Source organism: Luteimonas sp. FCS-9 (assembly GCF_001014645.1).
Classification (GTDB): domain Bacteria; phylum Pseudomonadota; class Gammaproteobacteria; order Xanthomonadales; family Xanthomonadaceae; genus Luteimonas.
The window spans coordinates 26,640-50,035 of sequence record NZ_LASZ01000023.1 but is presented as its reverse complement, the minus strand read 5'-3'; the positions used below and the strand labels follow the sequence as shown (position 1 = coordinate 50,035).

The following is a 23,396-nucleotide window of genomic DNA, read 5'->3' as shown; positions in this document are numbered from 1 at the left end:
CGAGCGCGCTCCTACGGGTCATGCGTGTCAAGCACGCTTGACACCGGAGCGGCGCCGCCCGCATGCTGGATGTCAAGCCTCCTTGACACCCAATGCCATGCGTCCGTCCAGTTCCCGCAGTCTGCTGCTCGCCCTCGCGACCTGCCTGCTCGCATGCGCCCTCGGCACCTGGCGCTGGCTGCCGCAGGTACCCGGCTGGCTGCTGGGCCTGCAGTTCCTGGCCGCCGGCGTCCTCGCGGGCGTGGCGCTGTCGTCCGGCGCTGGCGCCGGCACGGGCTGCGGGGCGGCGCCGCGCGCGCTGCAGCGCCGCTACACCCGCGAGATGCTGGTCGCGCTGGGCGCCTATGCCGCGCTGCTGGTGGTCTCGCTGCTGTGGCTGCGCCATGTCCAGGGTCCGCTGCCGCGTGCGCTCGTCGCGCTGCTGCCGGTCCCGCCGATCGCGCTGGTGCTGCGGGCGATGGTCCGCTACGTGCGCGGCGTCGACGAGCTGCAGCAGCGCATCGAGCTCGAGGCGGTCTGCATCGCCGCGGCCGGCGTGTCGCTGGCCTACATGACCGGCGGCTTCCTGCAGGCCGCCGGCGTGGTCGCGGTGCCGGCGAGCGCGGCGATGCTGTGGGTGTTCCCGCTGGTGTGCGGCGGCTACGGCCTGGCCAAGGCCGTCGTCGCGCGCCGCTACCGATGAGCGCGCGCGGATGAAGAGCCGGGTGCGGGAACTGCGCGAGGCGCGCGGCTGGTCACAGGCGCAGCTCGGCGAACGTCTGGAGGTATCGCGACAGACGATCAACGCGGTGGAGACCGGCAAGTACGATCCGAGCCTGCCGCTGGCGTTCCGGATCGCACGCGAGTTCGGCGAGCCGATCGAATCCATTTTCCTGTTCGAGGACGTGTCATGAGGACAAACAGGCTTCCCCTGCTGGCGCTGCGCTTCCCGATGCTGGCGCTGGCCACGGGACTGGCGCTCGCCGGTTGCGGCGCGTCGCGGGGCGGCGACGGCGAAGACGCGGCGCGCCCGGCCCGGATGTTCGGCCAGATCCCGTTCCAGGCCTGCACGCTGGACGGCGGCAACGCCGCGACCCGCGTCGAGGCGCAGTGCGCGACCTACGAGGTGCCCGAGGACCCCGACGCGCCGGACGGCCGCCGCATCGCGCTGAAGATCGCGTGGCTGCCGGCCGGCAACAGCGACGGCGGCACCGGCGACCCGGTGTTCTTCCTCGCCGGCGGGCCCGGCCAGGCGGCGACCGAGCTGGCCGCGCACGTCAATCTCGCGCTGCGCGAGGTACGCAAGCAGCGCGACATCGTGCTGGTCGACCAGCGCGGCACCGGCGGGTCCAACCCGCTCGACTGCGTGGACGCCGACGGCGCACCGCTGGAACTCGACGCGCTGACCGCACCGACGGACGCCGACCTCGATGCCTACGTCGGCCGCTGCCTGGCCGGCCTGTCCGACCGTGCCGATCCGCGGTTCTACACGACCGCCAACGCGATCGCCGACCTCGACGCGGTCCGCATCGCGCTCGGCACCGAGCGGCTCAACCTGGTCGGCGGCTCGTACGGCACGCGCGTGGCGCAGCAGTACGCGATGGCGTATCCGCAGCACGTGCGCAGCCTGGTGCTCGACGGCGTGGCGCCGAACGACCTGGTCGTCGGCGGCGAGTTCGCACACACCTTCGAGGACGCGCTCGCGCTGCAGGCGCGCCAGTGCGCGCAGGACGCGGCCTGCCGCGAGCGGTTCCCGACCGACCTGCAGGCGCAGTTGCGCGGCGTGCTGTCGACGCTGCGCGCCGCACCGGTCGCGGTGAACTACCGCGACCCGACCACGGGCACGGAGCAAGCGGGCACGGTCTCGCCCGACACGGTGTCGGGCCTGGCGTTCCTGTTCTCCTACGCGCCGCAGACCGCGTCCTTGCTGCCGTTGATGCTCGACGAGGCCGCGCACGGCCGCTACGGCCCGCTGCTGTCGCTGTCGCAGCTGATGAACGCGAACGTCGGCGGGCAGATGACGCGCGGCATGCAGTGGTCGGTGCTGTGCGCCGAGGATGCCGGCCGCTACCGCGAGGACGCCGGCGCGCGCGACACGATCCTCGGCCCCGAGGTCGCGCGGATGTTCTTCGGCGCCTGCCGCACGTGGCCCGCCGGCGCGCCGCCGGCCGACCACACAGCGCCGCTGCGGTCCGACGTTCCGGCACTGCTGCTGTCGGGCGAACTCGACCCGGTGACCCCGCCGGCCTACGCCGAGCGCGTGCTCGCCGGCCTGCCCAACGCGCGCCACCTGGTGCTCGACGGCCAGGGCCACGGCACGCTGGCGCTGGGCTGCACGCCCAAGCTGGTCGCGCAGTTCATCGAATCGACCGACGCCAAGGCACTCGACGCCGCGTGCCTGGACGCGATGCGGCCGGTCCCGCCGTTCACGAGCTTCAACGGATGGGCGCCGTGACGGCCGGGCATCGGGACTCGGGAATGGGGAATCGCAACCGGCCAAGCCCCACGCGTCCCGATCCGACCCGACGACACCCCGCCGTTCCGAGCCTCGATTCCCGACTCCCCAAACCCGGATCGCTTCCATGATCACAGCCCAGCAACTGCACAAGGCGTTCAAGACGAAGACCGGCACGGTCCAGGCGGTCGACGGCGTGGACTTCGTCGCCGAGGACGGTCGCATCACCGGCCTGCTCGGTCCCAACGGCGCGGGCAAGACCACGACGCTGCGCATGCTCTACACGCTGATGAAGCCCGACCGCGGGCAGGTGCTGGTCGACGGCATCGACGCCAGCCGCGACCCGGCCGCGGTCCGCCGCGTACTGGGCGTGCTGCCCGACGCGCGGGGCGTGTACAAGCGCCTGACCGCCCGCGAGAACATCCGCTACTTCGGCGAGCTCCATGGCCTCACCCGGGCGCGGATCGACGAGCGCACGCAGGCGCTGAGCGACCAGCTGGGCATGGGCGAGATCCTCGACCGCCAGACCGACGGCTTCAGCCAGGGCCAGCGCACCAAGACCGCGATCGCGCGCGCGCTGGTGCACGACCCGCGGAATGTCATCCTCGACGAGCCGACCAACGGTCTGGACGTGATGACCACACGCGCGATGCGCGAGTTCCTGTTCAAGCTGCGCGACGAGGGCCGCTGCGTGATCTTCTCCAGCCACATCATGCAGGAGGTCGCCGCGCTGTGCGACCGCATCGTCATCGTCGCCAAGGGCCGCGTGGTCGCGGCCGGCACCGCCGACGAACTGCGAGAACGCTACGGTACGCAGAACCTCGAGGACGCCTTCGTGCGCGCGATCGGTTCGGAAGAGGGGCTGCTGGCATGACCGCGTCGCTGCAATGGGTGTGGAGCGTGATGCGCAAGGAGCTGCTCGACATCGGGCGCGACCGGCGCACGCTGTTCATGGCGCTGCTGCTCGGCCCGCTGATGTATCCGGTGCTGATGGTCGGCATGAACACGATGATGGAGAAGCGCGCCAAGACCGAGCAGGACCGCGTTCTCGAGGTGCCGGTGATCGGCGCGGCGCATGCGCCGAACCTGGTCGCGCACCTGGCGACGCAGGGCATCGTCGCGGTCGACGCTCCCGACGACCTCGATGCGGCCATCGCGCGGCAGGACGTGGACGTCGCGATCGAGATCCCGTCCTCGTTCGCCGACGACTGGCGGGCCGGTCGTCCGGCCACCGTGGAGGTGATCAGCGACAGTACCCAGCGCAATGCGCAGACGCCGGCGATGCGCGTGCGTACGGCGATCCTGGGCTACGGGCAGCAGGTCGGCGCGTTGCGCCTGCTCGCGCGCGGCATCGACCCGGCGCTGGTGCAGCCGGTCGCGGTGGGCACGCGCGACATGGCCAGCGAGGAAGCCAAGCGCGGCATCCTGCTCGCCGCGCTGCTGCCGTACCTGCTGATCCTGTCGAGCTTCATCGGCGGCTCCTACCTGATCATCGACGCGACTGCGGGCGAGCGCGAGCGCCAGTCGCTCGAACCGCTGCTGGCCACGCCGGCCGCGCGCGGCGCGATCGTCAGCGGCAAGATGCTCGCCGCCTGCACGATCGGCCTGCTGTCGCTGCTGCTCACGCTGCTGGCGTTCAAGCTCAGCGCCCAGGTCGGCACCGGGATGACGCGCATGCTCGACGTGCGCCTGGCGGCGATCGGCAAGATGCTGCTGGTGCTGCTGCCGATGCTGTTCATCGGCACGTCGCTGCTGACCTTCCTCGCCGCCGCGGCCAAGAGCATGAAGGAAGCGCAGAGCCACATCGTCTGGCTGATGCTGCTGCCGATGATCCCGACGTTCGTGCTGATCGTGAACCCGATCAAGACCGAGCTGTGGCAGTTCGCGGTGCCGTTCCTCGCGCAGAATCAGCTGCTGCTCAAGATCATCCGCGCCGAGCCGATCGCGCCGCAGGTCTGGGCGGTGTACCTGCTCGCCAGCCTGGCGCTGGTCGCGGTGTTCTGGGGCCTGGCGGTGTGGCGCTACCGGCAGGAGCGGCTCGCGATCTCGGGCTGAGCGCGCAGGCCCGCAGCCGCGCGACACGATGCAGGCCGAAGGCGGTCCGCCGGCCAGGGGCCGGTGGACCGGCCGTCGTCAGTTCGCGGTCGGCGAGAACCCGATCGTGCGGCGCGTAGTGACCGGCGCGGGCACCGGCTCGAAGCGCCAGCGCCGCACCGCCGAGAGCGCCTCGCGGTCGAAGGTGCGCGGCGGGTCGGCACGCACGATGCGCGCGCTGCTGACCGCGCCGTCGACGCCGACGGTGAACTCGACCTGCACCTCGCCGCTGATGCCCGCACGCAGCGCATCGGTGGGATAGCGCGGCGCCGGTGTGCTGAGCGGGCGCAGCTGGACGGGCGCCGGGGTCGGCGCGACCGCGACGGGGGGCGGGGCTGGCGCGGGGCTGGCGGGCGCCTGCCGCGCAGGCTCGGGACGCGGCGGCGGCGGCGCGCCGTCGGCCGGGGCGGGGGCGTCGCGCTCGGCCGTGGATTCGGCCGGCGGCGGACCCGGCAACTGCTGCGCCGCCGAGGCCTGCTGCTCGCGTTGCTGTTGCGCGCGTTCGCGCTCGATCTGCTGCTGGCGCTGCGCCTCCTGTTCGGCACCGAGCTGTCGCTGCGCGGCGTCGGTCTCGGCGGCCGCGATGCTGGTGCGCAGACGGCCGAGTGCCGGATGTTCGGCATCCGCGCGCTCGATCAACCCGAGCAACCGGCGCGCCTCGGCGAAATCGCCCCGGTCGCGGTTCTGTTCGGTCGCGATCACGGACATCGGCAGCAGATCGATCAACGCGCTGGAGGCCGCGGCGTCGCCCGCGGACTTCTCGCGCAGCGCGAGGTAGTACTCCATCGCGTTCTCGCCCGGCGGGAAGTACAGCCGGCTGTCCTGGTAGGCCTGGCCTGCCGCCTTGCGCAGATCCTCGACCGAGAGCGCGGCGATCGCGTCGTCGGCTGCCTGCTGCTGGCGTGCGGCCTGGTCGGCGGCCTCCCGGCTCACCGCCGGGGTCTCGACGGGCGTGTCCTCGATCGCCGGAGTCTGGTCCTGGCGGCCGCAGCCGGCCAGCCCGAGCGCCACGCACAGCGCCGCGGCCAACCCTGCCCGCGACGACATCGCGGACGTCGATCGTTTCGAGACCATCATCGTTCCCCAAGGATGCCTGTTCTTCAAAGTGCGTAGCACGCGGCAGACCGGTGGATTTGTCAACCGCGCGGCCCGCCGATCGGCGCCCGATTGTAGGCACGTTCGCAGCGCGTTGGCCGAACATGGGCTGCCTTCTGCGGGATTCCCGGCATTCGGCGCGTGGCCTACTTGCCGATGCAGAAGCTCGAGAAGATATGCCCGAGCAGGTCGTCGGGCAGCACGCGCCCGGTGATCTCGCCGAGCGCGTCGTGCGCGATCCTCAGCGCTTCGGCCGTCAGCTCCAGGCTCTGCGCCTGCAGCGTGTCGCGCGCGTCTACCACCGCATCGTCGGCGGCGCGCAGCGCATCGACGTGGCGCTGGCGCGCGGTGAACGCGCCCTCGCCGGCGACCGGGCCTGCGACGTGCGCCGCGAGCGCGGCGCGCAGCGCGTCGAGACCGGCCCCGGTGTGCGCCGATACGTACAGTCCGTCGCCGGGCGCATCGCCGCCCGCGAGCAGGTCGGCCTTGTTGTGCACGATGACGTGCGCCGGCACGTCGGCGATGTCGTCGGCGACGGCGTCCAGCCCGGCCTGCGGGTCGCGCGCATCGAGTACGACCACCGCGAGGTCCGCACGCCGGAGTTCGGCGCGGGCGCGGCGGATGCCCTCGCGCTCGATCGCGTCCCCGGCCTCGCGCAGGCCGGCGGTGTCGACCAGGGTCAGCTCGGCGCCGGCGACACGGACGGTCTCGTGCAGCAGGTCGCGCGTGGTGCCGGCGATGTCGGTGACGATCGCGCGCGCGCTGCCGGCCAGCGCGTTGAGCAGCGAGCTCTTGCCGGCGTTGGGCGGGCCGACGATCACCGCGTGCACGCCATCGCGCAGCCGGCGCCCCTGCTCGGCCTCGGCGAGCAGGGTGCCCAGCGACCCGGCGAGCGCATCGAGCCGCGCGGCGACGACGTCGCCGCCGAGCGCGTCGATCGGCTCGTCGGAGAAATCGATCATCGCCTCCACGTGTACGCGCAGGTGCAGCAGTTCGGCGGCCAGGGCGTCGCAACGGCTCGAGAACGCGCCGTCGAGTGCGCGACGCGCGGCGCGTGCGGCACGCACGTCGCCGGCGGCGATCAGGTCGGCGACGGCTTCGGCCTGCGCCAGATCGAGCCGGCCGTTGAGGAACGCGCGTTCGCTGAACTCCCCAGGCCTCGCGAGCCGCGCGCCGAGCGCCCGGCACCGCGCGAGCAACTGCTGCAGCACGACCGGGCTGCCGTGGCCCTGCAGTTCGACCACATCCTCGCCGGTGTAGCTGGCCGGGGCGACGAACGCGATCGCGACGCCGTCGTCGAGCGTCCCGCCGTCCTCGTCCTCGAAGTGCACATGGTGGGCGTGGCGCGGGCGCAGCGCACGGCCGCACAGCGCCTGCGCGATCTCGGACGCGCGCGGACCCGAGAGCCGCACGATGCCGACGCCGCCGGCGCCGGGCGCGGTGGCGATCGCGGCGATGGTGTCGGTGGGCGTGGTCATGTCGTGGCTCCTCAACGCACGAGCCCGCCATGCGGCGGGCTCGTGGAGATCGCGTCGGCGCGGCCCGTCAGGCCTTCGCCGGCGCCTCGCTGTAGCGGCGGATCATCCACCACTGCTGCAGCAGGCCCAGGCCGCCGTTGGTGACCCAGTACAGCACCAGGCCCGAGGGGAAGAAGATCATGATCACGCCGAACACCAGCGGCATCAGCTGCATGATCTTCTGCTGCATCGGGTCGACGCCGACCATCGGCGTGAGCTTCTGCGTGGCCCACATGATCGCGATGTTGAGCACCGGCAGGATGAAGTAGGGATCACGCGCGGTCAGGTCCTGGATCCACAGCATCCACGGCGCGTGGCGCAGTTCCACCGACTCGAGCAGCACCCAGTACAGCGCGAAGAACACCGGCATCTGCAGCAGCACCGGCAGGCAGCCGCCGATCGGGTTGATCTTCTCCTTCTTGTACAGCTCCATCATCGCCATCTGGAACTTCTGGCGGTCCTCGCCGTAGCGTTCCTTGAGCTGGGCGATGCGCGGCTGGAACTTGCGCATCTTCGCCATCGACTTGTACTGCGCGACCGACAGCGGATAGAGCGCCAGCTTCACCAGCAGCACCAGGCCGATGATCGACCAGCCCCAGTTGCCGAGCAGGCCGTGCAGCTTGGCCAGCACCCAGAACAGGCCTTCGCCGAGCATCGCGAACAGCGAGAAGCGGCTGTAGTCGACGACGCGGTCGAGGCCGCGCACGCCCTGGGCCTTGATCAGGTCGACCTGCTTGGGGCCGACCCACAGCCGCGCGCTGGTGGACGCCTGCTGGCCGGCCGCGACCGAGATCGGCGGGCCGAGCTCGCGGATCAGGTAGCGCGGCGCACCGGTGCTGCGGTCGACCTGCATCGAGATCGTGCTCGCATCGTCGGCGCGCGGGATCCAGGCGCTGAAGAAGTGGTGCTGCGCCATCGCGATCCAGACCTGGCTGTCCTTCGCGTTGAGCGGGCCATCGTCCTCGAAGTCGCCGAGCTGGCGTCGGCCATAGCCGATCTCGCCGCCGAACCACGTCGCACCGACCAGGCTGTAGGACTCGGGATTGGTCATGCCGCGCTTGAGCGCGGGCGCGGTGCGGATCAGCTGGCGGTAGGCGAAGCCCTGCCACGGCGCGCTGCCGGCGTTGACGATCTCGTCGCGGACTTCGATCGCGTAGTCGGCGCGCGAGAATACGAAGTTGCGGCGGATCGTGACGCCGTCGGTGCCGGTCCACACGAACGGCACGACCAGCGTGCCCTCGCCGTCGGCCAGCGCGACGTTCGACGCCTCGCCCTCGGGCACGAACGCGCCCTCGTGGCTGGGCGCGGCGTTGCTGCCGCTGACCCAGCCGGCCTGCGCGGCGTAGTAGTGCAGCGGGTCGGTGTCGAGCATGCGCACCGGGGGGCTGCCGGCATCGCGGGTCTGCGGGTAGCCGAGCAGGTCGGCCTCGACGACGTTGCCGCCGTCGAGCACGACGCGCAGCACATCGGTCTGCACCACGACGCGGCGCGCCGCCTGCGCGGCGGTCGCGGCCGGTGCCGCGCTCGTGCCGGGCACCGCGGGGGTCGCGGTGGCGGCCGGCGCCTCGGGCACCGCGGCGCCCGGCGCCTGGGGCATCGGCACGGTCGGCGACGCGGCGCTGGCGGCCGTCGTCTGGGCCGGCTGCGCGGCGGCCGCCTTCTCCTTGCCCCACTCCATCCACAGCAGCACGGCGACCATCAGCCAGGCGAGGATCAGGAAAGTACGGATCTGGTTCATCAGGCGGGCAGGCTCATGCGCCGGGCGGGGCCGGCGTGGGTGGAATCGGGGAGGCGGGCATTGTGCCGACCGGGGCGGCCAGCGGCAACGCGCGGGCACGTCGCAGCGCGGCGACGAACGCGGTGCGCAGAGTAGCGTTGTCGGCGGCGGCGGCCGGCGGCCGGGCGACGACCACGTAGCTGCCGGGCTTCAGCTGCCCCTGCAGCAGGCGGAACTGGTCGCGCAGTACGCGCTTGATGCGGTTGCGACCGACGGCGCGCTTGTCGACCTTGCGCGAGACCGCCAGCCCGAGGCGGGCCGGGCCCGGTTCGGGCAACAGGTGCACGGCCAGCAACGGCGACGCGGTCCGCGACGCACTGGCGAAGATGCGGTCGAAATCTGCACGCGCGCGAACGCGCACGTGCCGCGGGTAGCGGGCACCTGCGTTCATCGGATCGGCGCGGCGGACGGGACGGCGAGCGACGCGTTGCGGCTCACCGTCCCGGCAGGAAGCATCCTGGCGGCGATTAGGCCGAGAGGACCTTGCGGCCCTTGGCGCGGCGACGGGCGAGGATCTTGCGGCCGTCGGCAGTCGCCATGCGGGCACGGAAGCCGTGGTCGCGCTTGCGCTTGAGGTTGCTGGGTTGGTAGGTGCGCTTGGTAGCCATGGTGACGCCTTCTGGGGCAACGCGACGAAAAGGAACCGGAAATTCTAGCGGCGCGCTCCCGGGCCGGTCAAGTCGCCGTGGAACCGCGCCCGCCAGCGCACCGCATCGCGGCCGGTGGCCGGGCGGCGGCATGGTAGTCTGCGAGCCCTCTTTCCCGGTGCCGGAAGCCGCGCGGCTGCGCGACGGTCGCACCGTCTTTTGGTCGAATCGCGCGCACTATGGATGTCTGGCCCCGCTGCCTCCAACGCCTCGAAGCCGAGTACCCGGCCGAGGAAGTCCACACCTGGCTCAAGCCGCTGCAGGCCCGGGCCGATGCGCAGGCCACCGTGCTCTACGCCCCGAACGCGTTCGTCCGCGACGAGGTCCAGGCGCGCTACATGCCGCGGATCCGCGAGCTGCTCGCCCATTTCGCCGGCCACGACGAGGTGAGCCTGCAGGTCGGCTCGCTGCCGCGCGCCGCCGCGCCGCCCCCGCCGCAGGCCGCGCCGGCCCCGTTCGGCGGCGATGCCCGCAACAGCGCCCCGGCCGCGCCGATCGAAGCGTTCGCCGGCAACATGGACAGCCACTACACCTTCGACAACTTCGTCGAAGGCCGCAGCAACCAGATGGGCCGCGCCGCCGCCTGGCAGGCCGCGCTCAAGCCGGGCGACCGCGCACACAACCCACTGCTGCTCTACGGCGGCACCGGCCTGGGCAAGACCCACCTGATGTTCGCGGCCGGCAACGAGATGCGCCGGCAGAACCCGCGCGCGCGCGTGCTGTATCTGCGTTCGGAAGAGTTCTACAGCGCGTTCTTCCGTTCGATCCAGGAGAAGACGTCCGACCAGTTCAAGCGCCAGTTCCGCCAGATCGACGCGCTGCTGATCGACGACATCCAGTTCTTCGCCGGCAAGGACCGCACGCAGGAGGAGTTCTTCCACACCTTCAACACGCTGTTCGACAGCAAGCAGCAGATCATCATGACCTGCGACCGCTACCCGCGCGAGGTGGACGGCCTGGAGCCCCGGCTCAAGTCGCGGCTGGCGTGGGGGCTGTCGGTGGCGATCGACCCGCCGGACTTCGAGACGCGCGCGGCGATCGTGCTCGCCAAGGCCGCCGAGCGCGGCACCCAGGTGCCCGACGACGTGGCGTTCCTGCTGGCCAAGAAGATGCACTCGAACGTGCGCGACCTCGAGGGTGCGCTGAACACGCTGGCTGCGCGCGCGAACTTCATGGGCCGCGCGATCACCGTCGAGTTCGCCACCGAGACGCTGCGCGACCTGCTGCGCGCCCAGCAGCAGGCGATCAGCATCGCCAACATCCAGAAGGTCGTCGCCGACTACTACGGCCTGCAGATCAAGGACCTGCTGTCCAAGCGCCGCACGCGGTCGCTGGCGCGGCCCCGGCAGGTGGCGATGGCGCTGTCCAAGGAGCTGACCGAGCACAGCCTGCCGGAGATCGGCGAGGCCTTCGCCGGGCGCGACCACACGACGGTGCTGCACGCCTGCCGCCAGATCCGCAACCTGATCGAAAGCGACGGCAAGCTGCGCGAGGATTGGGACAAGCTGATCCGCAAGCTCAGCGAGTAAGCTGCGCAAAACCGGGGACTGCACAACACCGGGACGCGCAGTGGACAGGATGTGGACAATTTCGGACCCGCAAAGTTGCCCACAGCTTGATCCACTTTTCCACAGGGACTGTCCACCGGGTTTGATGTACCGAAATCTCTCTCAGAATCAGCAGCTTGAATGAGATATCACCCGGTTTTCGCTGCATCCAGCTCCACCTTTTTTAGATTTATAACCATCTTAAGAAAGCACGGCTCAAGGGGATAACACCGACATGCGCTTCAGTCTGCAACGCGAAACCCTGCTCAAGCCGCTGGCCCAGGTCGTCAACGTCGTCGAGCGGCGTCAGACCCTGCCCGTGCTGGCGAACCTGCTGGTCCAGGTCCAGGATGGCCAGCTGTCGTTGACCGGTACCGACCTCGAGGTCGAGATGGTCTCGCGCCGCGCCGTCGACGACGCGCAGGACGGCGAGACCACGATCCCGGCACGCAAGCTGTTCGACATCGTTCGTGCGCTGCCCGACGGCAGCAAGGTCGCGATCTCGCAGTCGGGCGACAAGGTCACGGTGCAGGCCGGCCGCAGCCGCTTCACGCTGGCGAGCCTGCCGGCCGGCGACTTCCCGTCGGTGGACGAGGTCGAGGCGACCGAGCGCATCGCGGTGCCCGAGGCCGCACTCAAGGAGCTGATCGAGCGGACCGCGTTCGCGATGGCCCAGCAGGACGTGCGCTATTACCTCAACGGCCTGCTGTTCGACCTGGGCGAGACGCGGCTGCGCTGCGTGGCCACCGATGGCCATCGCCTGGCGCTGTGCGAGACGGAGCTCGAGACGCCGGTGCAGGCCAAGCGCCAGATCATCCTGCCGCGCAAGGGCGTGACCGAGCTGCAGCGCCTGCTCGAGGGCGGCGACAAGGTGCTGGAGCTGGAACTGGGCCGCAACCACCTGCGGGTCAAGCGCGACGATGTCACGTTCACCAGCAAGCTGATCGACGGTCGCTTCCCGGACTACGAGGCGGTGATCCCGATCGGCGCCGACCGCGAGGTCGCCGTGGACCGCGAACTGCTGCGCGCCGCGCTGCAGCGCGTGGCGATCCTGTCGAACGAGAAGTACCGCGGCGTCCGCGTCGAGGTGTCGCCGGGCATGCTGCGGATCAATGCGCACAACCCCGAGCAGGAAGAGGCGCAGGAGGAGGTCGAGGCGGACACCAAGGTCGACGAACTGGCCGTGGGCTTCAACGTCAACTACCTGCTCGATGCGTTGACCGCCTTGCGCGGGGAGCAGGTGATCCTCAAGCTGCGCGACGCCAATTCGTCGGCGTTGGTGCGCGAGGCCGCCGACGAGCGCAGCCGTCACGTGGTGATGCCGCTGCGTCTCTGACGCGCGGTCTATCATGCGCGGGTCCGCCCGCCGCGACGTTTCACGTGGAACAAGCGCCCGGCATTGCCGGGCGTTTTCCGTTTTCGACCTCAGGACCCGGCGTTGCAGCTCACCCGTCTCGATCTTGGCCATGTCCGGAACCTGGATGCCGTGTCGCTGGCGCCGGGACCGCGCCTGAACCTGTTGCTCGGCGCCAATGGCGCGGGCAAGAGCAGCGTCCTCGAGGGCCTGCACCTGCTGGCCTACGGACGCAGCTTCCGCGGGCGGGTGCGGGATGGGCTGATCCAGCGCGGCGCCGAGGCGTTGGAGGTGTATGCGGAATGGCGTCCCGATCCATCACGCCCCGACCAGCGCCGGCGGGCGGGGCTTCGGCACGCCGGGCAGTCCTGGACAGGACGGCTCGACGGGCAAACGGTCGGGCAACTCGGTGAACTGTGCGCTGCGTTGATGGTGGTGACGTTCGAGCCGGGCAGCCACGCGCTGATCTCGGGCGGCAGCGAGATCCGACGCCGCTATCTCGACTGGGGACTGTTCCACGTGGAACAGGACTTTCTGGCGCAGTGGCGGCGCTACGCGCGGGCGCTGCGTCAGCGCAACGCCTTGCTGAAGGCCGGCTCCGGCGGCGCGCAGCTCGATGCCTGGGATCACGAGCTCGCGGAGGCGGGGCAACCTCTCGACCTGCGCCGGGAGGCGTACTTGGAGCGGTTGCAAGGGGCCGTCCAGCGCATCGCGGCCGTGCTGGCCCCGGGGTTGGGCGAGGCGACGCTATCGTTCCTGCCCGGATGGCGCCGGAGCGACCTGTCGCTGGCGGACGCGCTGCTGGTCGCGCGCGATCGTGACCGCGCGCTCGGGCACACGACGGTGGGCCCGCATCGGGCCGACTGGCGGATCGGGTTCGACGCGCGACCCGAGCAGGGCCTGCTGTCCCGCGGGCAGGCGAAGCAGGCGGCGCTGTGCTGCCTGCTTGCGCAGGCGGCCGATTGTGCAGACATGAGCGGCGGGCATTGGCCGGTCGTCGCGCTGGATGACCTGGCATCGGAGTTGGACCGCGAGCACCAGAGGCAGGTGCTCGAATTCCTGCACGGCGTGGAGGCGCAAGTGCTGCTGACCGGGACGGAACTGCCTCCCCATTGGCCGATGCCGCTGGTCGAGGGTGCGCGTGTGTTCCACGTGGAACAGGGTGGCGTGTTACCCGCTGACTGATTCGATTACTGGTGCGCTCCCAGTGTGCGTTTCACGTGGAACGTTTCGACGAGCTTGTTCAGGCATCGACCCGCGCCAGTGTGGTGTTCCACGTGGAACCTGGTCCAAATCAGGCTCCCATTCCGGAGCACAGGGTAGGGTGGCCCCTTGGAGATCAGGTCCTGATGGCTCGGTGCTGGCCTGTGTGCGCGCCCGCCGGGTACCGTGCCGAGTCGCGGCCCGATACCTCCTTGGTCGGTTCGGCACCCGGCGGGCACTGACGTCGTTCCGCGGCTGAGCGGAGGGCGAAGCCGCGGGATGGACGGGAGATCATTCGTTCCACGACTTATGCGACCGCCGGACCGCTCGCCCGCAAGAACGGCAGGCATAGCGCCCGCCGAGCGAGCATGACCGATAACCCCGACGACGCTGCGCGGAAATCCCAAGAACTCTTGCGCGTCGACAGCGCCATGCCGGGGCACCGCCCCGTGCACGAGAGCTCGGACGCAGAGCGCGTGTGCGCCCGGATAGCCGAGTCACCTCCCCCGGGTGCAGGGGAGGTCGGCGCGCCTGGCGCGTCGGGTGGGGCCAGGCTGTCGGCATCACAGTTGGCAACGATGTCGGCTCGTCCGATGCCGTGCGCGTGTGTCCACCGGGCACCGCGCCGAGTCGCGGCCCGATATCCGTTTGTTCGGCCCGGCATCGGCGGGCACTGGACATCGTTGCGCGGCGGACCGGAGAGCGAAAGCCGAGACATCAATGGATGGGAGCGTGGGGCGACGCATTCCGGCTCAACGTGCGGGCGACGCACGCCGAACGCTCGCGCCGTGCCGTGCCGCACCATGCCGTGAGTCAGCGCGCCTCGCTGCGGTGCGAAGGCATCCCGGCAGCCGACACGACGCCTGAAGAGGGGCCCCAGGGCAGCGTGTTCCACGTGGAACCTGTCCTCCGGGCGCGCGGAGGCGGGGTGGTATGATGGCCCTCTTGCCGGCCCGTTCGAACTGCCGCATGTCGCCTCCCGGCGCCTGCGCGTCGCGGACCGCGCGCCTGCCCTGACAGCGAATCGAATGAGCGACGAGACCATCACCGGCGGTGCGCCCGCCAACACCGATTACGACTCCAGCCGGATCACCGTGCTGCGCGGCCTTGAGGCCGTCCGCAAGCGGCCGGGCATGTACATCGGCGACGTGCACGACGGCACGGGCCTGCACCACATGGTGTTCGAGGTCGTCGACAACGCGATCGACGAGGCGCTGGCCGGCCACGCCGACGAGGTCGTCGTGACGATCCACGAGGACGGCTCGGTGTCGGTGTCGGACAACGGCCGCGGCATCCCGGTCGACATCCACAAGGAAGAGGGCGTGTCCGCGGCGCAGGTCATCATGACCCAGCTCCATGCCGGCGGTAAGTTCGACGACAACAGCTACAAGGTCTCCGGCGGCCTGCACGGCGTGGGCGTGTCGGTGGTCAACGCGCTGAGCGAGAAGCTCACGCTCGATATCTGGCGCGACGGCTACCACCACCACCAGGAATACGCGACCGGCGAGCCGGTGGCCCCGCTGGAGCGCCGCGACGCGTCGAACAAGCGCGGCACCACGCTGCGCTTCTGGCCGGCGGTGGCGACGTTCACCGACGTCACGTTCCACTACGACATCCTGGCCCGCCGCCTGCGCGAACTGTCGTTCCTCAATTCCGGCGTCAAGGTCACCCTGGTCGACCTGCGCGGGGAAGGGCGGCGCGACACCTACCAGTACGAGGGCGGCATCCGCTCGTTCGTCGAGCACCTGGCGCAGCTCAAGACGCCGCTGCACCCGAACGTGATCTCGGTGACCGGCGAGCAGAACGGCATCACCGTCGACGTCGCGCTGCAGTGGACCGACGCGTACCAGGAAACGATGTTCTGCTTCACCAACAACATCCCGCAGAAGGACGGCGGCACGCACCTGCAGGGCTTCCGCGCCGCGCTCACGCGCACGCTGACGCAGTACATCGAGCACAACGGCATCGCCAAGCAGGCCAAGGTCGCGCTGTCGGGCGACGACATGCGCGAGGGCATGATCGCGGTGCTGTCGGTGAAGGTGCCCGACCCGAGCTTCTCGTCGCAGACCAAGGAGAAGCTGGTCTCCTCCGAGGTGCGCCCGGTCGTCGAAAGCGCGTTCGGCCAGCGGCTGCAGGAATTCCTCGAAGAGAACCCGAACGAGGCCCGCGCGATCGCCGGCAAGATCGTCGACGCGGCCCGCGCGCGCGAGGCCGCGCGCAAGGCGCGCGACCTGACCCGCCGCAAGGGCGCGCTGGACATCGCCGGCCTGCCCGGCAAGCTCGCCGACTGCCAGGAGAAGGACCCGGCGCTGTCGGAACTGTTCATCGTCGAGGGCGACTCGGCCGGCGGCTCGGCCAAGCAGGGCCGCAACCGCCGCAACCAGGCGGTGCTGCCGCTGCGCGGCAAGATCCTCAACGTCGAGCGCGCGCGCTTCGACCGCATGCTGTCCTCGGCCGAGGTCGGCACGCTGATCACCGCGCTGGGCACGGGCATCGGCAAGGACGAGTACAACCCGGACAAGCTGCGCTACCACCGCATCATCATCATGACCGACGCCGACGTCGACGGCTCGCACATCCGCACGCTGCTGCTGACGTTCTTCTACCGGCAGATGCCCGAGCTGATCGAGCGCGGCCACGTCTACATCGGCTTGCCGCCGCTGTACAAGATCAAGCAGGGCAAGAACGAGCTCTACCTCAAGGACGACGCGGCGCTCGACGCCTACCTGGCCGGCAACGCGGTCGAGGGGGCGCAGCTGATTCCGGCGACCGACGAACCCGCGATCGAGGGCGTGGGCCTGGAGCGGCTGCTGCTCGACTTCGCGGCCGCCAAGGAGGCGATCGCGCGCAATGCGCACCGCTACGACCCGGCGGTGCTCGAGCTGCTGCTCGACGCCGCGCCGCTGTCCGGCGATGCCGAGGCCGCGCACGATGCGCTGCGCGCGCTCGAGGCCCGTCTCAACCAGAAGGGGCTCGGCCGCCCGCGCTACCGCTTCTCGGTGCAGCCGGCCAGCGAATCGCGCGGCGCGGTGCTCACCATCGAGCGCCAGCACATGGGCGTGGACCTGATCCAGGTCGTGCCGTTGGCCGCGCTCGAGAGCGGCGACCTGCGCGCCGTCGGCGAGGTCGCGCGCCAGCTGCATGGCCTGATCCGCGAGGGCGCCCGGATTGTCCGCGGCAATCGCGCCCAGCCGGTGAAGACCTTCGCCGATGCCCAGGCGTGGCTGCTCGAGGAGGCCAAGAAGGGCCGCCAGATCCAGCGCTTCAAGGGCCTGGGCGAGATGAACCCCGAGCAGCTGTGGGACACCACGGTCAACCCGGAAACGCGTCGCCTGCTGCAGGTGCGGATCGAGGACGCGGTGGCCGCCGACGAGATCTTCAGCACGCTGATGGGCGACGTCGTCGAGCCCCGCCGCGCCTTCATCGACGACAACGCGCTCAAGGTCGCCAACCTCGACGTCTGAGGCGCGTCGCGGGCCGGCGCCCACGCGCGCCGGGAGCCGCCCGGATTGACGAGACGTTAATCCGGGCCGCACTACAACGGTCGCCCTGACCATCCGTCTCGAGCAAGGGGAAGCCCGACCATGAAATCGCTCACCGCAGCCGTCGCCGCCGCGCTGCTGCTGACCGCCTGCGCCACCACGACCTCGCCGACCGGGCGCACCCAGTACGTCGGCGGCGTCTCGCAGGCCCAGCTCAACCAGATGGGCGAGCAGGCCTTCGCCGAGACCAAGTCCCAGACCCGCCAGTCGAGCGACGCCAAGCAGCAGGCCTACGTGCGCTGCATCGTCACCGACATCGTGCGCGAGCTGCCCGCCAACTGGCAGCAGCTCAACTGGGAATCGGTGGTGTTCGTCGACGACAACCCCAATGCGTTCGCGCTGCCCGGCGGCAAGGTCGGCGTGCATACCGGCATCCTGACCGTGGCCAAGAACCAGGACCAGTTGGCCGCGGTCGTCGCGCACGAGATCGGCCACGTCTACGCCAACCACCACGACGAGCGGATCACCCGGCAGATGGGCGCCCAGGGTGCGCTCGGCGTCGCCGGCGCGCTGCTCGGCTCGCGCTACGGCGAAGGGGCGCAGCAGACCACCAGTCAACTCGGCGGCGCCGCGCTGCAGGCGACGTTCCTGCTTCCAGGCACCCGGACCCAGGAGACCGAGGCGGACGTGGTCGGCCAGGAACTGATGGCCAAGGCCGGGTTCGACCCGCGCGCCGCGGTCGCGCTGTGGCAGAACATGATCGCCGCGAGTGGCGGCAACCAGCCGCCGCAGTGGCTGTCGACGCACCCCAACCCGCAAAACCGCATCTCCGAACTGCAGGCGCGCGCGACGGCGCTGGTGCCGACCTACGAGCAGGCGCGCGCGGCCGGTCGCCGGCCCGCCTGCGGCTGAGCGCCCCACGACGGGGAACCGTCGGCCATAATCGCCCCCTGACTCCTGCGCCCGCGGTCGCGGCGCAACCTGCCCAATCGAGGTGAACCGATGTCCAAGTCCCGTTTCTCCCACAAGGCGCTGGTCGCCGCGATGACCACCGCGCTGCTGGCGTTCGGCGCGCCGGCGATGGCGCAGGACGAGGGCGGCAGCGAGCGCAGCAGCCGCGCCGACCGCAGTTCGCGCTCGGCCGAGCGCAACGAGCGTCGCGGCGGCCGCCAGGCCCAGCAGAAGCAGGAAGCGCTGTACCCCAACGCCACGCGCAAGGAGCCGGGCGTGCAGGCCAGCCAGCGCCTGGTCAAGGATCTCAACGCGCTGTCGGAGGCCTACAACGGCCAGGACGCGGCGAAGGGCCTGCCGCTGGCCGACCAGATCATCGCCAACGAGCGCGCGAACGAGTACGACAAGTCGATGGCGGCGCTGCTCGCCGGCCAGCTGCTGCTCAACGACGACAACGCGCGCGCGATCACGTACCTGGAGCAGGCGATCGCCGGCGGCGGCCTGGACAACAACAACCACTTCCAGGCGATGCTGATCGTCGCCCAGCTGCAGGCGCAGGAGCAGGACTACGCCGCGGCGCTGGCCTCGCTGGAGCGCTACCTCGCCGAGTCGGGCTCGTCCGATCCCAAGGACCAGGCCCTCAAGGGCAACCTGTTCTATCGCCTGGAGCGCTATCCCGAGGCGATCGCGACGCTCAAGCCGCTGGTCGAGGGCGGCGGCGAGGTCGATCCGCAGTGGACCCAGGTGCTGATGGGCGCCTACGCCGAGTCGGGCAACAACGCCGAGGCGACGCGCCTGGCCGAGCAGGTCGCGCAGGCCACCCCGGACGACAAGCGTTCGCAGATCAACCTGGCGGTGTCGTACCTGCAGACCGACCAGAACGACAAGGCGATCGAGGTTTTCGAGCGCCTGCGCAGCAGCGGCCAGCTGACCGAGGACACCGAGTACCGCAACCTCTACGCGCTGTACCTCAACAGCGACGGCAAGGAGCGCGAGGCGATCGCGGTGATCAACGAGGGGCTGCAGAAAAACATCCTGCAATCCGACTACCGTACGCTGTCGGCGCTGGCGCAGGCCTACTACTTCTCCGACCAGATCGAGCCGGCGATCGAGACCTGGCGCAAGGCCGCGCCGCTGGCCGAGAACGGCGAGACCTACCTCAACCTGGCGCGTGCGCTGCACCAGGAGGGCAAGAGCGCCGAGGCCAAGGAAGCCGCCCGTCAGGCCATCGCCAAGGGCCTGAAGTCCAACGCCGACGCAGAGCGGATCATCTCCGGTCGTTAAGGAAAAGTTGTACGCGTCACGGATGGTGCACGTTACTCGGATTGGTATAAGCTTCAGGGTTCCTGCCGCCTGACAGGGCGGCAGGGTCGACCTTTCCACCGGGGTGTTTCGCCCCGGCCCCACGTGAGTTCTCCGCATGACGCAACGCTCGACGACGACCAACGACGAAGACGAAGGCCTGAACTGGGCCCGCATCGCCGGTTTCACGATGGTGGTCGCCTTCCACGCCGCCGCGGTCATGCTGCTGCTGGCGCCGGTCAACCCGCCGAACGCGGCCCCCGAGGAAGAGATGGCGACCCGCGTGGTCATCATCGAACCGCCGCCGCCGCCGCCCCCGCCGCCGCCGCCGCCGGAACCGCCGAAGCCGCAGCCCATCAAGGAGCTGTCGCCGCCGCGACCGACACCGGTGCCACCGCCGCCGGAAGCGCCGCCGGTCGTGTTCGACGACCCGTCGCCGGTTGACACCCCGGCACCGCCGCCGGCACCGCCTGCGCCGCCGGCCCAGGTCGCCGACATCGGCGCCAGCGTCGACATCTCGTCGAAGAACATGAACCCGCCGCGCTACCCGCCGGCCGCCGCCCGCGCCCAGATCGAGGGCACGGTCATCCTGGTCATCGACGTCGACGCGCAGGGCAACGTCACCAACGTGTCGGTCGAGAAGTCCAGCCGCAACCGCGATCTCGACCGCGCCGCGATCGAGGCGGCCCGCAAGTGGTCGTTCGCGCCGGCGATGCAGAACGGCCAGCCGGCCGCCGGTCGCGTCCGCGTGCCGGTCGACTTCAGCCTGAGCTGACACCGGCGGCCGACGGCCGCACCAGATCCAGGCGCCCTCGCGGGCGCCCGTTAGTCCCGCGTCACGTTCCACTTCTTCAAACCACTACATCTAGAAGGTAAGCGTTATGCTGCAGGAAACCACCACTGCCCCGACCGGAGCCGGCAACGCTGCAGCCCTGCAGCAGATGGGCTTCGCGGACATGATTCAGCACATGGACGCGGTCGGCTGGGTCGTCCTCATCGTGCTCGTCACGATGTCGGCCATGTCGATCTACTGGATCATCTACAACGCGATCAAGAACGCCCGCCTGCGCGGTAGCTCGGACCGCGTGATCAACACGTTCTGGGAAACCCCGAACGCCCAGGACGCGATCCGCCACATGGAAGAGCAGCCCAAGAGCGAGCCCTTCTCGAAGGTCGCCCTGGACGCCGCCCAGGCCGCCGCGCACCACCAGCGCCACGAAGGCTCGCGCCTGGTCGAGTCGCTGAACCGCTCGGAGTTCGTCGACCGCGCGCTGCGCCAGGCCGTCACCCGCGAATCGCTGAAGCTCGAGAACGGCCTGACCGTGCTCGCGACCGTCGGTGCGACCGCGCCGTTCGTCGGCCTGCTCGGCACCGTGTGGGGCATCTACCGCGCACTGATCCGCATCGGCGCCAGTGGCCAGGCGGACATCGGTGCGGTGGCCGGCCCGGTGGGCGAGGCGCTGATCATGACCGCGATCGGTCTGGGCGTCGCGATCCCGGCGGTGCTGGGCTACAACTTCTTCGTCCGCCTCAACCGCGGCACGAACAACAAGCTCGACACGTTCGCGCACGACCTGCACGACTTCTTCGCCACCGGTTCGCGCGTCGGCGATGCCGTCCCGCCGGCCAAGGTCTAAGAACGTACGTCAGTAGCGACAACGGAGTCCCGATATGGCTTTCAGCTCAGGTGGTGGCGGTAACGACAAGGTCAACGCCACGATCAACATCGTCCCGCTTGTCGACGTCATGCTGGTGCTGCTGATCATCTTCATGGTCACGGCACCGATGATGGCGCACAAGGTCAAGGTCGAGTTGCCGCAGGCCAATCTGGACGAGCGTCCGGATACGGCGCCCCCGGCGCCGCCGATCACGGTCGCGATCACCGACAGCGGCGAGATCTACGTCAACGACGAGCCGGTGTCGATCGAACTGCTCGAGAGCACGCTGTCGGTCGAGGCGCAGAAGACGCCGCAGCCGCCGGTGAACATCCGCGCCGACTCGACCGCGAAGTACCGGACGGTCAACCAGGTGGTCAACGTCGCGCAGGCCCAGGGCATGCGCAAGGTCGGCTTCGTGGCGACGACCGAAAGCAACTAACCGGAGCATCATCCATGGCATTTTCATCCGGTGGCGAAGGCCCGATGGCCGACATCAACATCATTCCGCTCTGCGACGTGATGTTGGTGCTGCTGATCATCTTCATGGTGACGGCGCCGCAGTTGTCCTATCCGATCGACATCGATCTGCCGCAGCGTTCCACGACGCCGCCTGACAATCCGGTGGAACCGCCGGAGCCGATCAAGCTGCGCATCGACGGTTCGGGCCAGATCTTCTGGAACGACAGCCCGACGCCGGTCTCGGCGCTGCGCAACATGATGGAATCGGAGGTCCAGCGCGATCCGACCAACCAGCCGACGCTGGAGATCGACACCAACGAGGACGCCGATTACGGCGTGCTGGCGAAGGTGCTGGCCGAGGCCAAGAACGCGCAGATGCTCAAGATCGGATTCGTCCGCAAGTAATCCGCAATACCGCCGACGCGCCTGCAGCACGCTCGGCGCTTACCCAGCTTCATTTGACGCCGCCTTCGGGCGGCGTTTTTTTGCGCCGGCTTTGGCCGGGTGGGGCGGGCTTTCTGCATTGGAAGCATGCGGTGAAGTTGGCCCAGGCCGATGTCGTGCGCGTGTGCCCGCCGGGTACCGTGCCGAGTCGCGGCCCGAACTCCGCTTGGTCGGCCCGGCACCCGGCGGGCACTGGCCATCGTTCCGTGGCGGAGCGGCGAGCGGGGCATGGAGCACACCTCCTCCGCGTGCGGGGGAGGTCGGCGCGCCTGGCGCGCCGGGTGGGGGCGAGCCTCGGGTTTGCGATGTCGACCAACCCAGGTTCCAGCATCGCGCCGGTCCAGGCGGCGCGACGTCAGGCTGGCGCGCCGACGATCGCGAGATAGCGGCGGACCGTGGCGTCGAGGCCCTCGTAAAGGGCCTCGCCGATCAGGGCGTGGCCGATCGAGACCTCGTCCACGGTGCCGAGCGCGTCGAGCAGGGCGCCGAGGTTGGCCTGGCTCAGGTCGTGGCCGGCATTGACGCCCAGGCCGGCGGCGCGGGCGCGACGGGCGGTGTCGACGAGTCCGGGCAATGCCGTGTCGGGCGTGCCGGCGGCGAAGGCCTCGGCCCAGGGGCCGGTGTAGAGCTCGATGCGGTCGGCGCCGGTGGCGAAGGCGGCCTCGATGTCGGCGCCGGCATCGGCGAACAGGCTGACGCGGCAGTCCAGCGCCCGGAGCCGGGCGACGAGCGGGCGCAGCGTGGCGCCGTCGCGGGCGAAGTCGAAGCCGTGGTCGGAGGTCAGCTGGGCATCGCCGTCGGGCACCAGCGTGACCTGGGCAGGCCGGACGCGTTCGCACAGCGCGAGCAGCCCGGGATAGTCGCCACGCGGTGGGGCGAACGGGTTGCCTTCGATGTTGAACTCGACGCCGCGGGCGTCGGTCAGCGCACCCAGCGCGACCACGTCGTCGGCGCGGATGTGGCGGGCGTCGGGACGGGGATGGACGGTGAGGCCGTGGGCGCCGGCATCGAGACAGGTTCGGGCGGCACGCAGGACGTCGGGATCGCCGCCGCCGCGCGAATTGCGCAGCACCGCGATCTTGTTGAGGTTGACGCTCAGGCGGGTATCGCATCGCGCCGCGCGCGGGGCCGATGCCGTCATGCGGTCGGCGGCGCGGGCGGCACGTCCGCAGCGGCGGCCGCGCGGCGCGCCTCGGCCTGCTCGCGCAGCCGGCGCAGTTCCATGGGATCGACCATCATCGCCTCGCTGCGGCTGCGTTCGCCCACGCGCTGGGCGAGCAGGCCGAGCACGCCGACGACGACGAGCGCCAGCGACAGCAGCAGGGCGACCACGGCGATCGGCACGGACGTGGTGGTGAACGCGACGACGAGCGCGCCGACGGCGAGCAGCAGCAACAACCAGGGCATGGCAGGGTCTCCGCTGACGTCGGGC

Annotated in this window: 22 protein-coding genes; 15 read left to right on the top strand and 7 right to left on the bottom strand. The window is 70.4% G+C overall.

Annotated features, from left to right (window positions below; genetic code table 11):
• Positions 1-97: 97 nt before the first annotated feature.
• From WQ56_RS15505 to WQ56_RS15485, 5 genes are all read left to right on the top strand, one after another.
• Complete coding sequence (locus WQ56_RS15505) at positions 98-682, top strand: hypothetical protein (protein ID WP_047138044.1); 585 nt, start codon at positions 98-100, stop codon at positions 680-682.
• Positions 683-692: 10 nt separating this feature from the next.
• The gene (locus WQ56_RS15500; RefSeq protein WP_047138043.1) at positions 693-893 is read left to right on the top strand and encodes a helix-turn-helix transcriptional regulator; all 201 of its coding nucleotides are present in this window, start codon (positions 693-695) and stop codon (positions 891-893) included.
• Positions 890-2,434 carry an alpha/beta hydrolase gene (locus tag WQ56_RS15495; RefSeq protein WP_231583436.1) on the top strand — a complete coding sequence of 515 codons (1,545 nt, stop codon included), beginning with the start codon at positions 890-892 and terminating at the stop codon, positions 2,432-2,434. The genes WQ56_RS15500 and WQ56_RS15495 overlap by 4 nt, the downstream gene beginning before the upstream one ends.
• A 127-nt stretch (positions 2,435-2,561) precedes the next feature.
• On the top strand, positions 2,562-3,308 hold the full coding sequence (locus tag WQ56_RS15490; RefSeq protein WP_047138042.1) for an ATP-binding cassette domain-containing protein: 747 nt from the start codon (positions 2,562-2,564) through the stop codon (positions 3,306-3,308).
• Entirely contained in the window at positions 3,305-4,489 is a 1,185-nt protein-coding gene (locus WQ56_RS15485; RefSeq protein WP_047138041.1) for an ABC transporter permease, read from the top strand. The genes WQ56_RS15490 and WQ56_RS15485 overlap by 4 nt, the downstream gene beginning before the upstream one ends.
• A 78-nt stretch (positions 4,490-4,567) precedes the next feature.
• Here WQ56_RS15485 and WQ56_RS15480 read toward each other — a convergent pair whose 3' ends face one another.
• The 5 genes from WQ56_RS15480 to rpmH form a co-directional block, all read right to left on the bottom strand.
• The gene (locus tag WQ56_RS15480; RefSeq protein ID WP_047138040.1) at positions 4,568-5,575 is read right to left on the bottom strand and encodes an energy transducer TonB; all 1,008 of its coding nucleotides are present in this window, start codon (positions 5,573-5,575) and stop codon (positions 4,568-4,570) included.
• 194 nt (positions 5,576-5,769) lie between these two features.
• Complete coding sequence (gene mnmE / locus WQ56_RS15475) at positions 5,770-7,101, bottom strand: tRNA uridine-5-carboxymethylaminomethyl(34) synthesis GTPase MnmE (RefSeq protein WP_047138039.1); 1,332 nt, start codon at positions 7,099-7,101, stop codon at positions 5,770-5,772.
• Between the two features lie 67 nt (positions 7,102-7,168).
• On the bottom strand, positions 7,169-8,878 hold the full coding sequence (gene yidC / locus WQ56_RS15470) for a membrane protein insertase YidC (RefSeq protein WP_047138038.1): 1,710 nt from the start codon (positions 8,876-8,878) through the stop codon (positions 7,169-7,171).
• Between the two features lie 13 nt (positions 8,879-8,891).
• On the bottom strand, positions 8,892-9,308 hold the full coding sequence (rnpA, locus tag WQ56_RS15465) for a ribonuclease P protein component (RefSeq protein ID WP_047138037.1): 417 nt from the start codon (positions 9,306-9,308) through the stop codon (positions 8,892-8,894).
• A 76-nt stretch (positions 9,309-9,384) separates the two neighbouring features.
• Positions 9,385-9,525, bottom strand: coding sequence for a 50S ribosomal protein L34 (gene rpmH / locus WQ56_RS15460; protein ID WP_047138036.1), 141 nt, complete (start codon positions 9,523-9,525; stop codon positions 9,385-9,387).
• A 218-nt stretch (positions 9,526-9,743) separates the two neighbouring features.
• Here rpmH and dnaA point away from each other — a divergent pair, with 218 nt between their 5' ends.
• From dnaA to WQ56_RS15410, 10 genes are all read left to right on the top strand, one after another.
• Positions 9,744-11,093, top strand: coding sequence for a chromosomal replication initiator protein DnaA (gene dnaA, locus WQ56_RS15455; RefSeq protein ID WP_047138035.1), 1,350 nt, complete (start codon positions 9,744-9,746; stop codon positions 11,091-11,093).
• Positions 11,094-11,346: 253 nt separating this feature from the next.
• Positions 11,347-12,447: a DNA polymerase III subunit beta gene (gene dnaN, locus WQ56_RS15450; RefSeq protein WP_047138034.1), complete on the top strand. Its 1,101-nt coding sequence runs from the start codon at positions 11,347-11,349 to the stop codon at positions 12,445-12,447.
• A 102-nt stretch (positions 12,448-12,549) separates the two neighbouring features.
• Positions 12,550-13,650, top strand: coding sequence for a DNA replication/repair protein RecF (gene recF, locus WQ56_RS15445; RefSeq protein ID WP_047138033.1), 1,101 nt, complete (start codon positions 12,550-12,552; stop codon positions 13,648-13,650).
• A gap of 1,046 nt (positions 13,651-14,696) precedes the next feature.
• The gene (gene gyrB, locus WQ56_RS15440) at positions 14,697-17,132 is read left to right on the top strand and encodes a DNA topoisomerase (ATP-hydrolyzing) subunit B (protein WP_047138032.1); all 2,436 of its coding nucleotides are present in this window, start codon (positions 14,697-14,699) and stop codon (positions 17,130-17,132) included.
• A 120-nt stretch (positions 17,133-17,252) separates the two neighbouring features.
• On the top strand, positions 17,253-18,062 hold the full coding sequence (locus tag WQ56_RS15435) for a M48 family metallopeptidase (protein ID WP_047138031.1): 810 nt from the start codon (positions 17,253-17,255) through the stop codon (positions 18,060-18,062).
• A gap of 90 nt (positions 18,063-18,152) precedes the next feature.
• The gene (locus tag WQ56_RS15430; RefSeq protein ID WP_082132458.1) at positions 18,153-19,385 is read left to right on the top strand and encodes a tetratricopeptide repeat protein; all 1,233 of its coding nucleotides are present in this window, start codon (positions 18,153-18,155) and stop codon (positions 19,383-19,385) included.
• A gap of 136 nt (positions 19,386-19,521) precedes the next feature.
• Positions 19,522-20,178, top strand: coding sequence for an energy transducer TonB (locus WQ56_RS15425; RefSeq protein ID WP_047138030.1), 657 nt, complete (start codon positions 19,522-19,524; stop codon positions 20,176-20,178).
• A 106-nt stretch (positions 20,179-20,284) separates the two neighbouring features.
• On the top strand, positions 20,285-21,040 hold the full coding sequence (locus WQ56_RS15420; protein WP_047138029.1) for a MotA/TolQ/ExbB proton channel family protein: 756 nt from the start codon (positions 20,285-20,287) through the stop codon (positions 21,038-21,040).
• Between the two features lie 34 nt (positions 21,041-21,074).
• Positions 21,075-21,500, top strand: coding sequence for a biopolymer transporter ExbD (locus WQ56_RS15415; protein ID WP_047138028.1), 426 nt, complete (start codon positions 21,075-21,077; stop codon positions 21,498-21,500).
• A gap of 14 nt (positions 21,501-21,514) precedes the next feature.
• Positions 21,515-21,925: a biopolymer transporter ExbD gene (locus WQ56_RS15410; protein WP_047138027.1), complete on the top strand. Its 411-nt coding sequence runs from the start codon at positions 21,515-21,517 to the stop codon at positions 21,923-21,925.
• Between the two features lie 394 nt (positions 21,926-22,319).
• On the opposite strand, the gene WQ56_RS15405 is transcribed toward WQ56_RS15410, so the two are convergent.
• Together WQ56_RS15405 and WQ56_RS15400 are read right to left on the bottom strand one after the other, a co-directional pair.
• A complete protein-coding gene (locus tag WQ56_RS15405) occupies positions 22,320-23,105 on the bottom strand; it encodes a pyridoxine 5'-phosphate synthase (protein ID WP_047138026.1) in 786 nt (261 codons plus the stop codon).
• On the bottom strand, positions 23,102-23,371 hold the full coding sequence (locus WQ56_RS15400) for a hypothetical protein (RefSeq protein WP_047138025.1): 270 nt from the start codon (positions 23,369-23,371) through the stop codon (positions 23,102-23,104). Before WQ56_RS15400 ends, WQ56_RS15405 begins: the two co-directional genes overlap by 4 nt.
• Positions 23,372-23,396: the final 25 nt, after the last annotated feature.

Coding starts and splice junctions, on each gene's coding strand:
- WQ56_RS15505 (WP_047138044.1), top strand. CDS start 98: ATGCGTCCGTCCAGTTCCCGCAGTCTGCTGCTCGCCCTCGCGACCTGC.
- WQ56_RS15500 (WP_047138043.1), top strand. CDS start 693: ATGAAGAGCCGGGTGCGGGAACTGCGCGAGGCGCGCGGCTGGTCACAG.
- WQ56_RS15495 (WP_231583436.1), top strand. CDS start 890: ATGAGGACAAACAGGCTTCCCCTGCTGGCGCTGCGCTTCCCGATGCTG.
- WQ56_RS15490 (WP_047138042.1), top strand. CDS start 2,562: ATGATCACAGCCCAGCAACTGCACAAGGCGTTCAAGACGAAGACCGGC.
- WQ56_RS15485 (WP_047138041.1), top strand. CDS start 3,305: ATGACCGCGTCGCTGCAATGGGTGTGGAGCGTGATGCGCAAGGAGCTG.
- WQ56_RS15480 (WP_047138040.1), bottom strand. CDS start 5,575: ATGTCGTCGCGGGCAGGGTTGGCCGCGGCGCTGTGCGTGGCGCTCGGG.
- mnmE (WP_047138039.1), bottom strand. CDS start 7,101: ATGACCACGCCCACCGACACCATCGCCGCGATCGCCACCGCGCCCGGC.
- yidC (WP_047138038.1), bottom strand. CDS start 8,878: ATGAACCAGATCCGTACTTTCCTGATCCTCGCCTGGCTGATGGTCGCC.
- rnpA (WP_047138037.1), bottom strand. CDS start 9,308: ATGAACGCAGGTGCCCGCTACCCGCGGCACGTGCGCGTTCGCGCGCGT.
- rpmH (WP_047138036.1), bottom strand. CDS start 9,525: ATGGCTACCAAGCGCACCTACCAACCCAGCAACCTCAAGCGCAAGCGC.
- dnaA (WP_047138035.1), top strand. CDS start 9,744: ATGGATGTCTGGCCCCGCTGCCTCCAACGCCTCGAAGCCGAGTACCCG.
- dnaN (WP_047138034.1), top strand. CDS start 11,347: ATGCGCTTCAGTCTGCAACGCGAAACCCTGCTCAAGCCGCTGGCCCAG.
- gyrB (WP_047138032.1), top strand. CDS start 14,697: ATGAGCGACGAGACCATCACCGGCGGTGCGCCCGCCAACACCGATTAC.
- WQ56_RS15435 (WP_047138031.1), top strand. CDS start 17,253: ATGAAATCGCTCACCGCAGCCGTCGCCGCCGCGCTGCTGCTGACCGCC.
- WQ56_RS15430 (WP_082132458.1), top strand. CDS start 18,153: ATGTCCAAGTCCCGTTTCTCCCACAAGGCGCTGGTCGCCGCGATGACC.
- WQ56_RS15425 (WP_047138030.1), top strand. CDS start 19,522: ATGACGCAACGCTCGACGACGACCAACGACGAAGACGAAGGCCTGAAC.
- WQ56_RS15420 (WP_047138029.1), top strand. CDS start 20,285: ATGCTGCAGGAAACCACCACTGCCCCGACCGGAGCCGGCAACGCTGCA.
- WQ56_RS15415 (WP_047138028.1), top strand. CDS start 21,075: ATGGCTTTCAGCTCAGGTGGTGGCGGTAACGACAAGGTCAACGCCACG.
- WQ56_RS15410 (WP_047138027.1), top strand. CDS start 21,515: ATGGCATTTTCATCCGGTGGCGAAGGCCCGATGGCCGACATCAACATC.
- WQ56_RS15405 (WP_047138026.1), bottom strand. CDS start 23,105: ATGACGGCATCGGCCCCGCGCGCGGCGCGATGCGATACCCGCCTGAGC.
- WQ56_RS15400 (WP_047138025.1), bottom strand. CDS start 23,371: ATGCCCTGGTTGTTGCTGCTGCTCGCCGTCGGCGCGCTCGTCGTCGCG.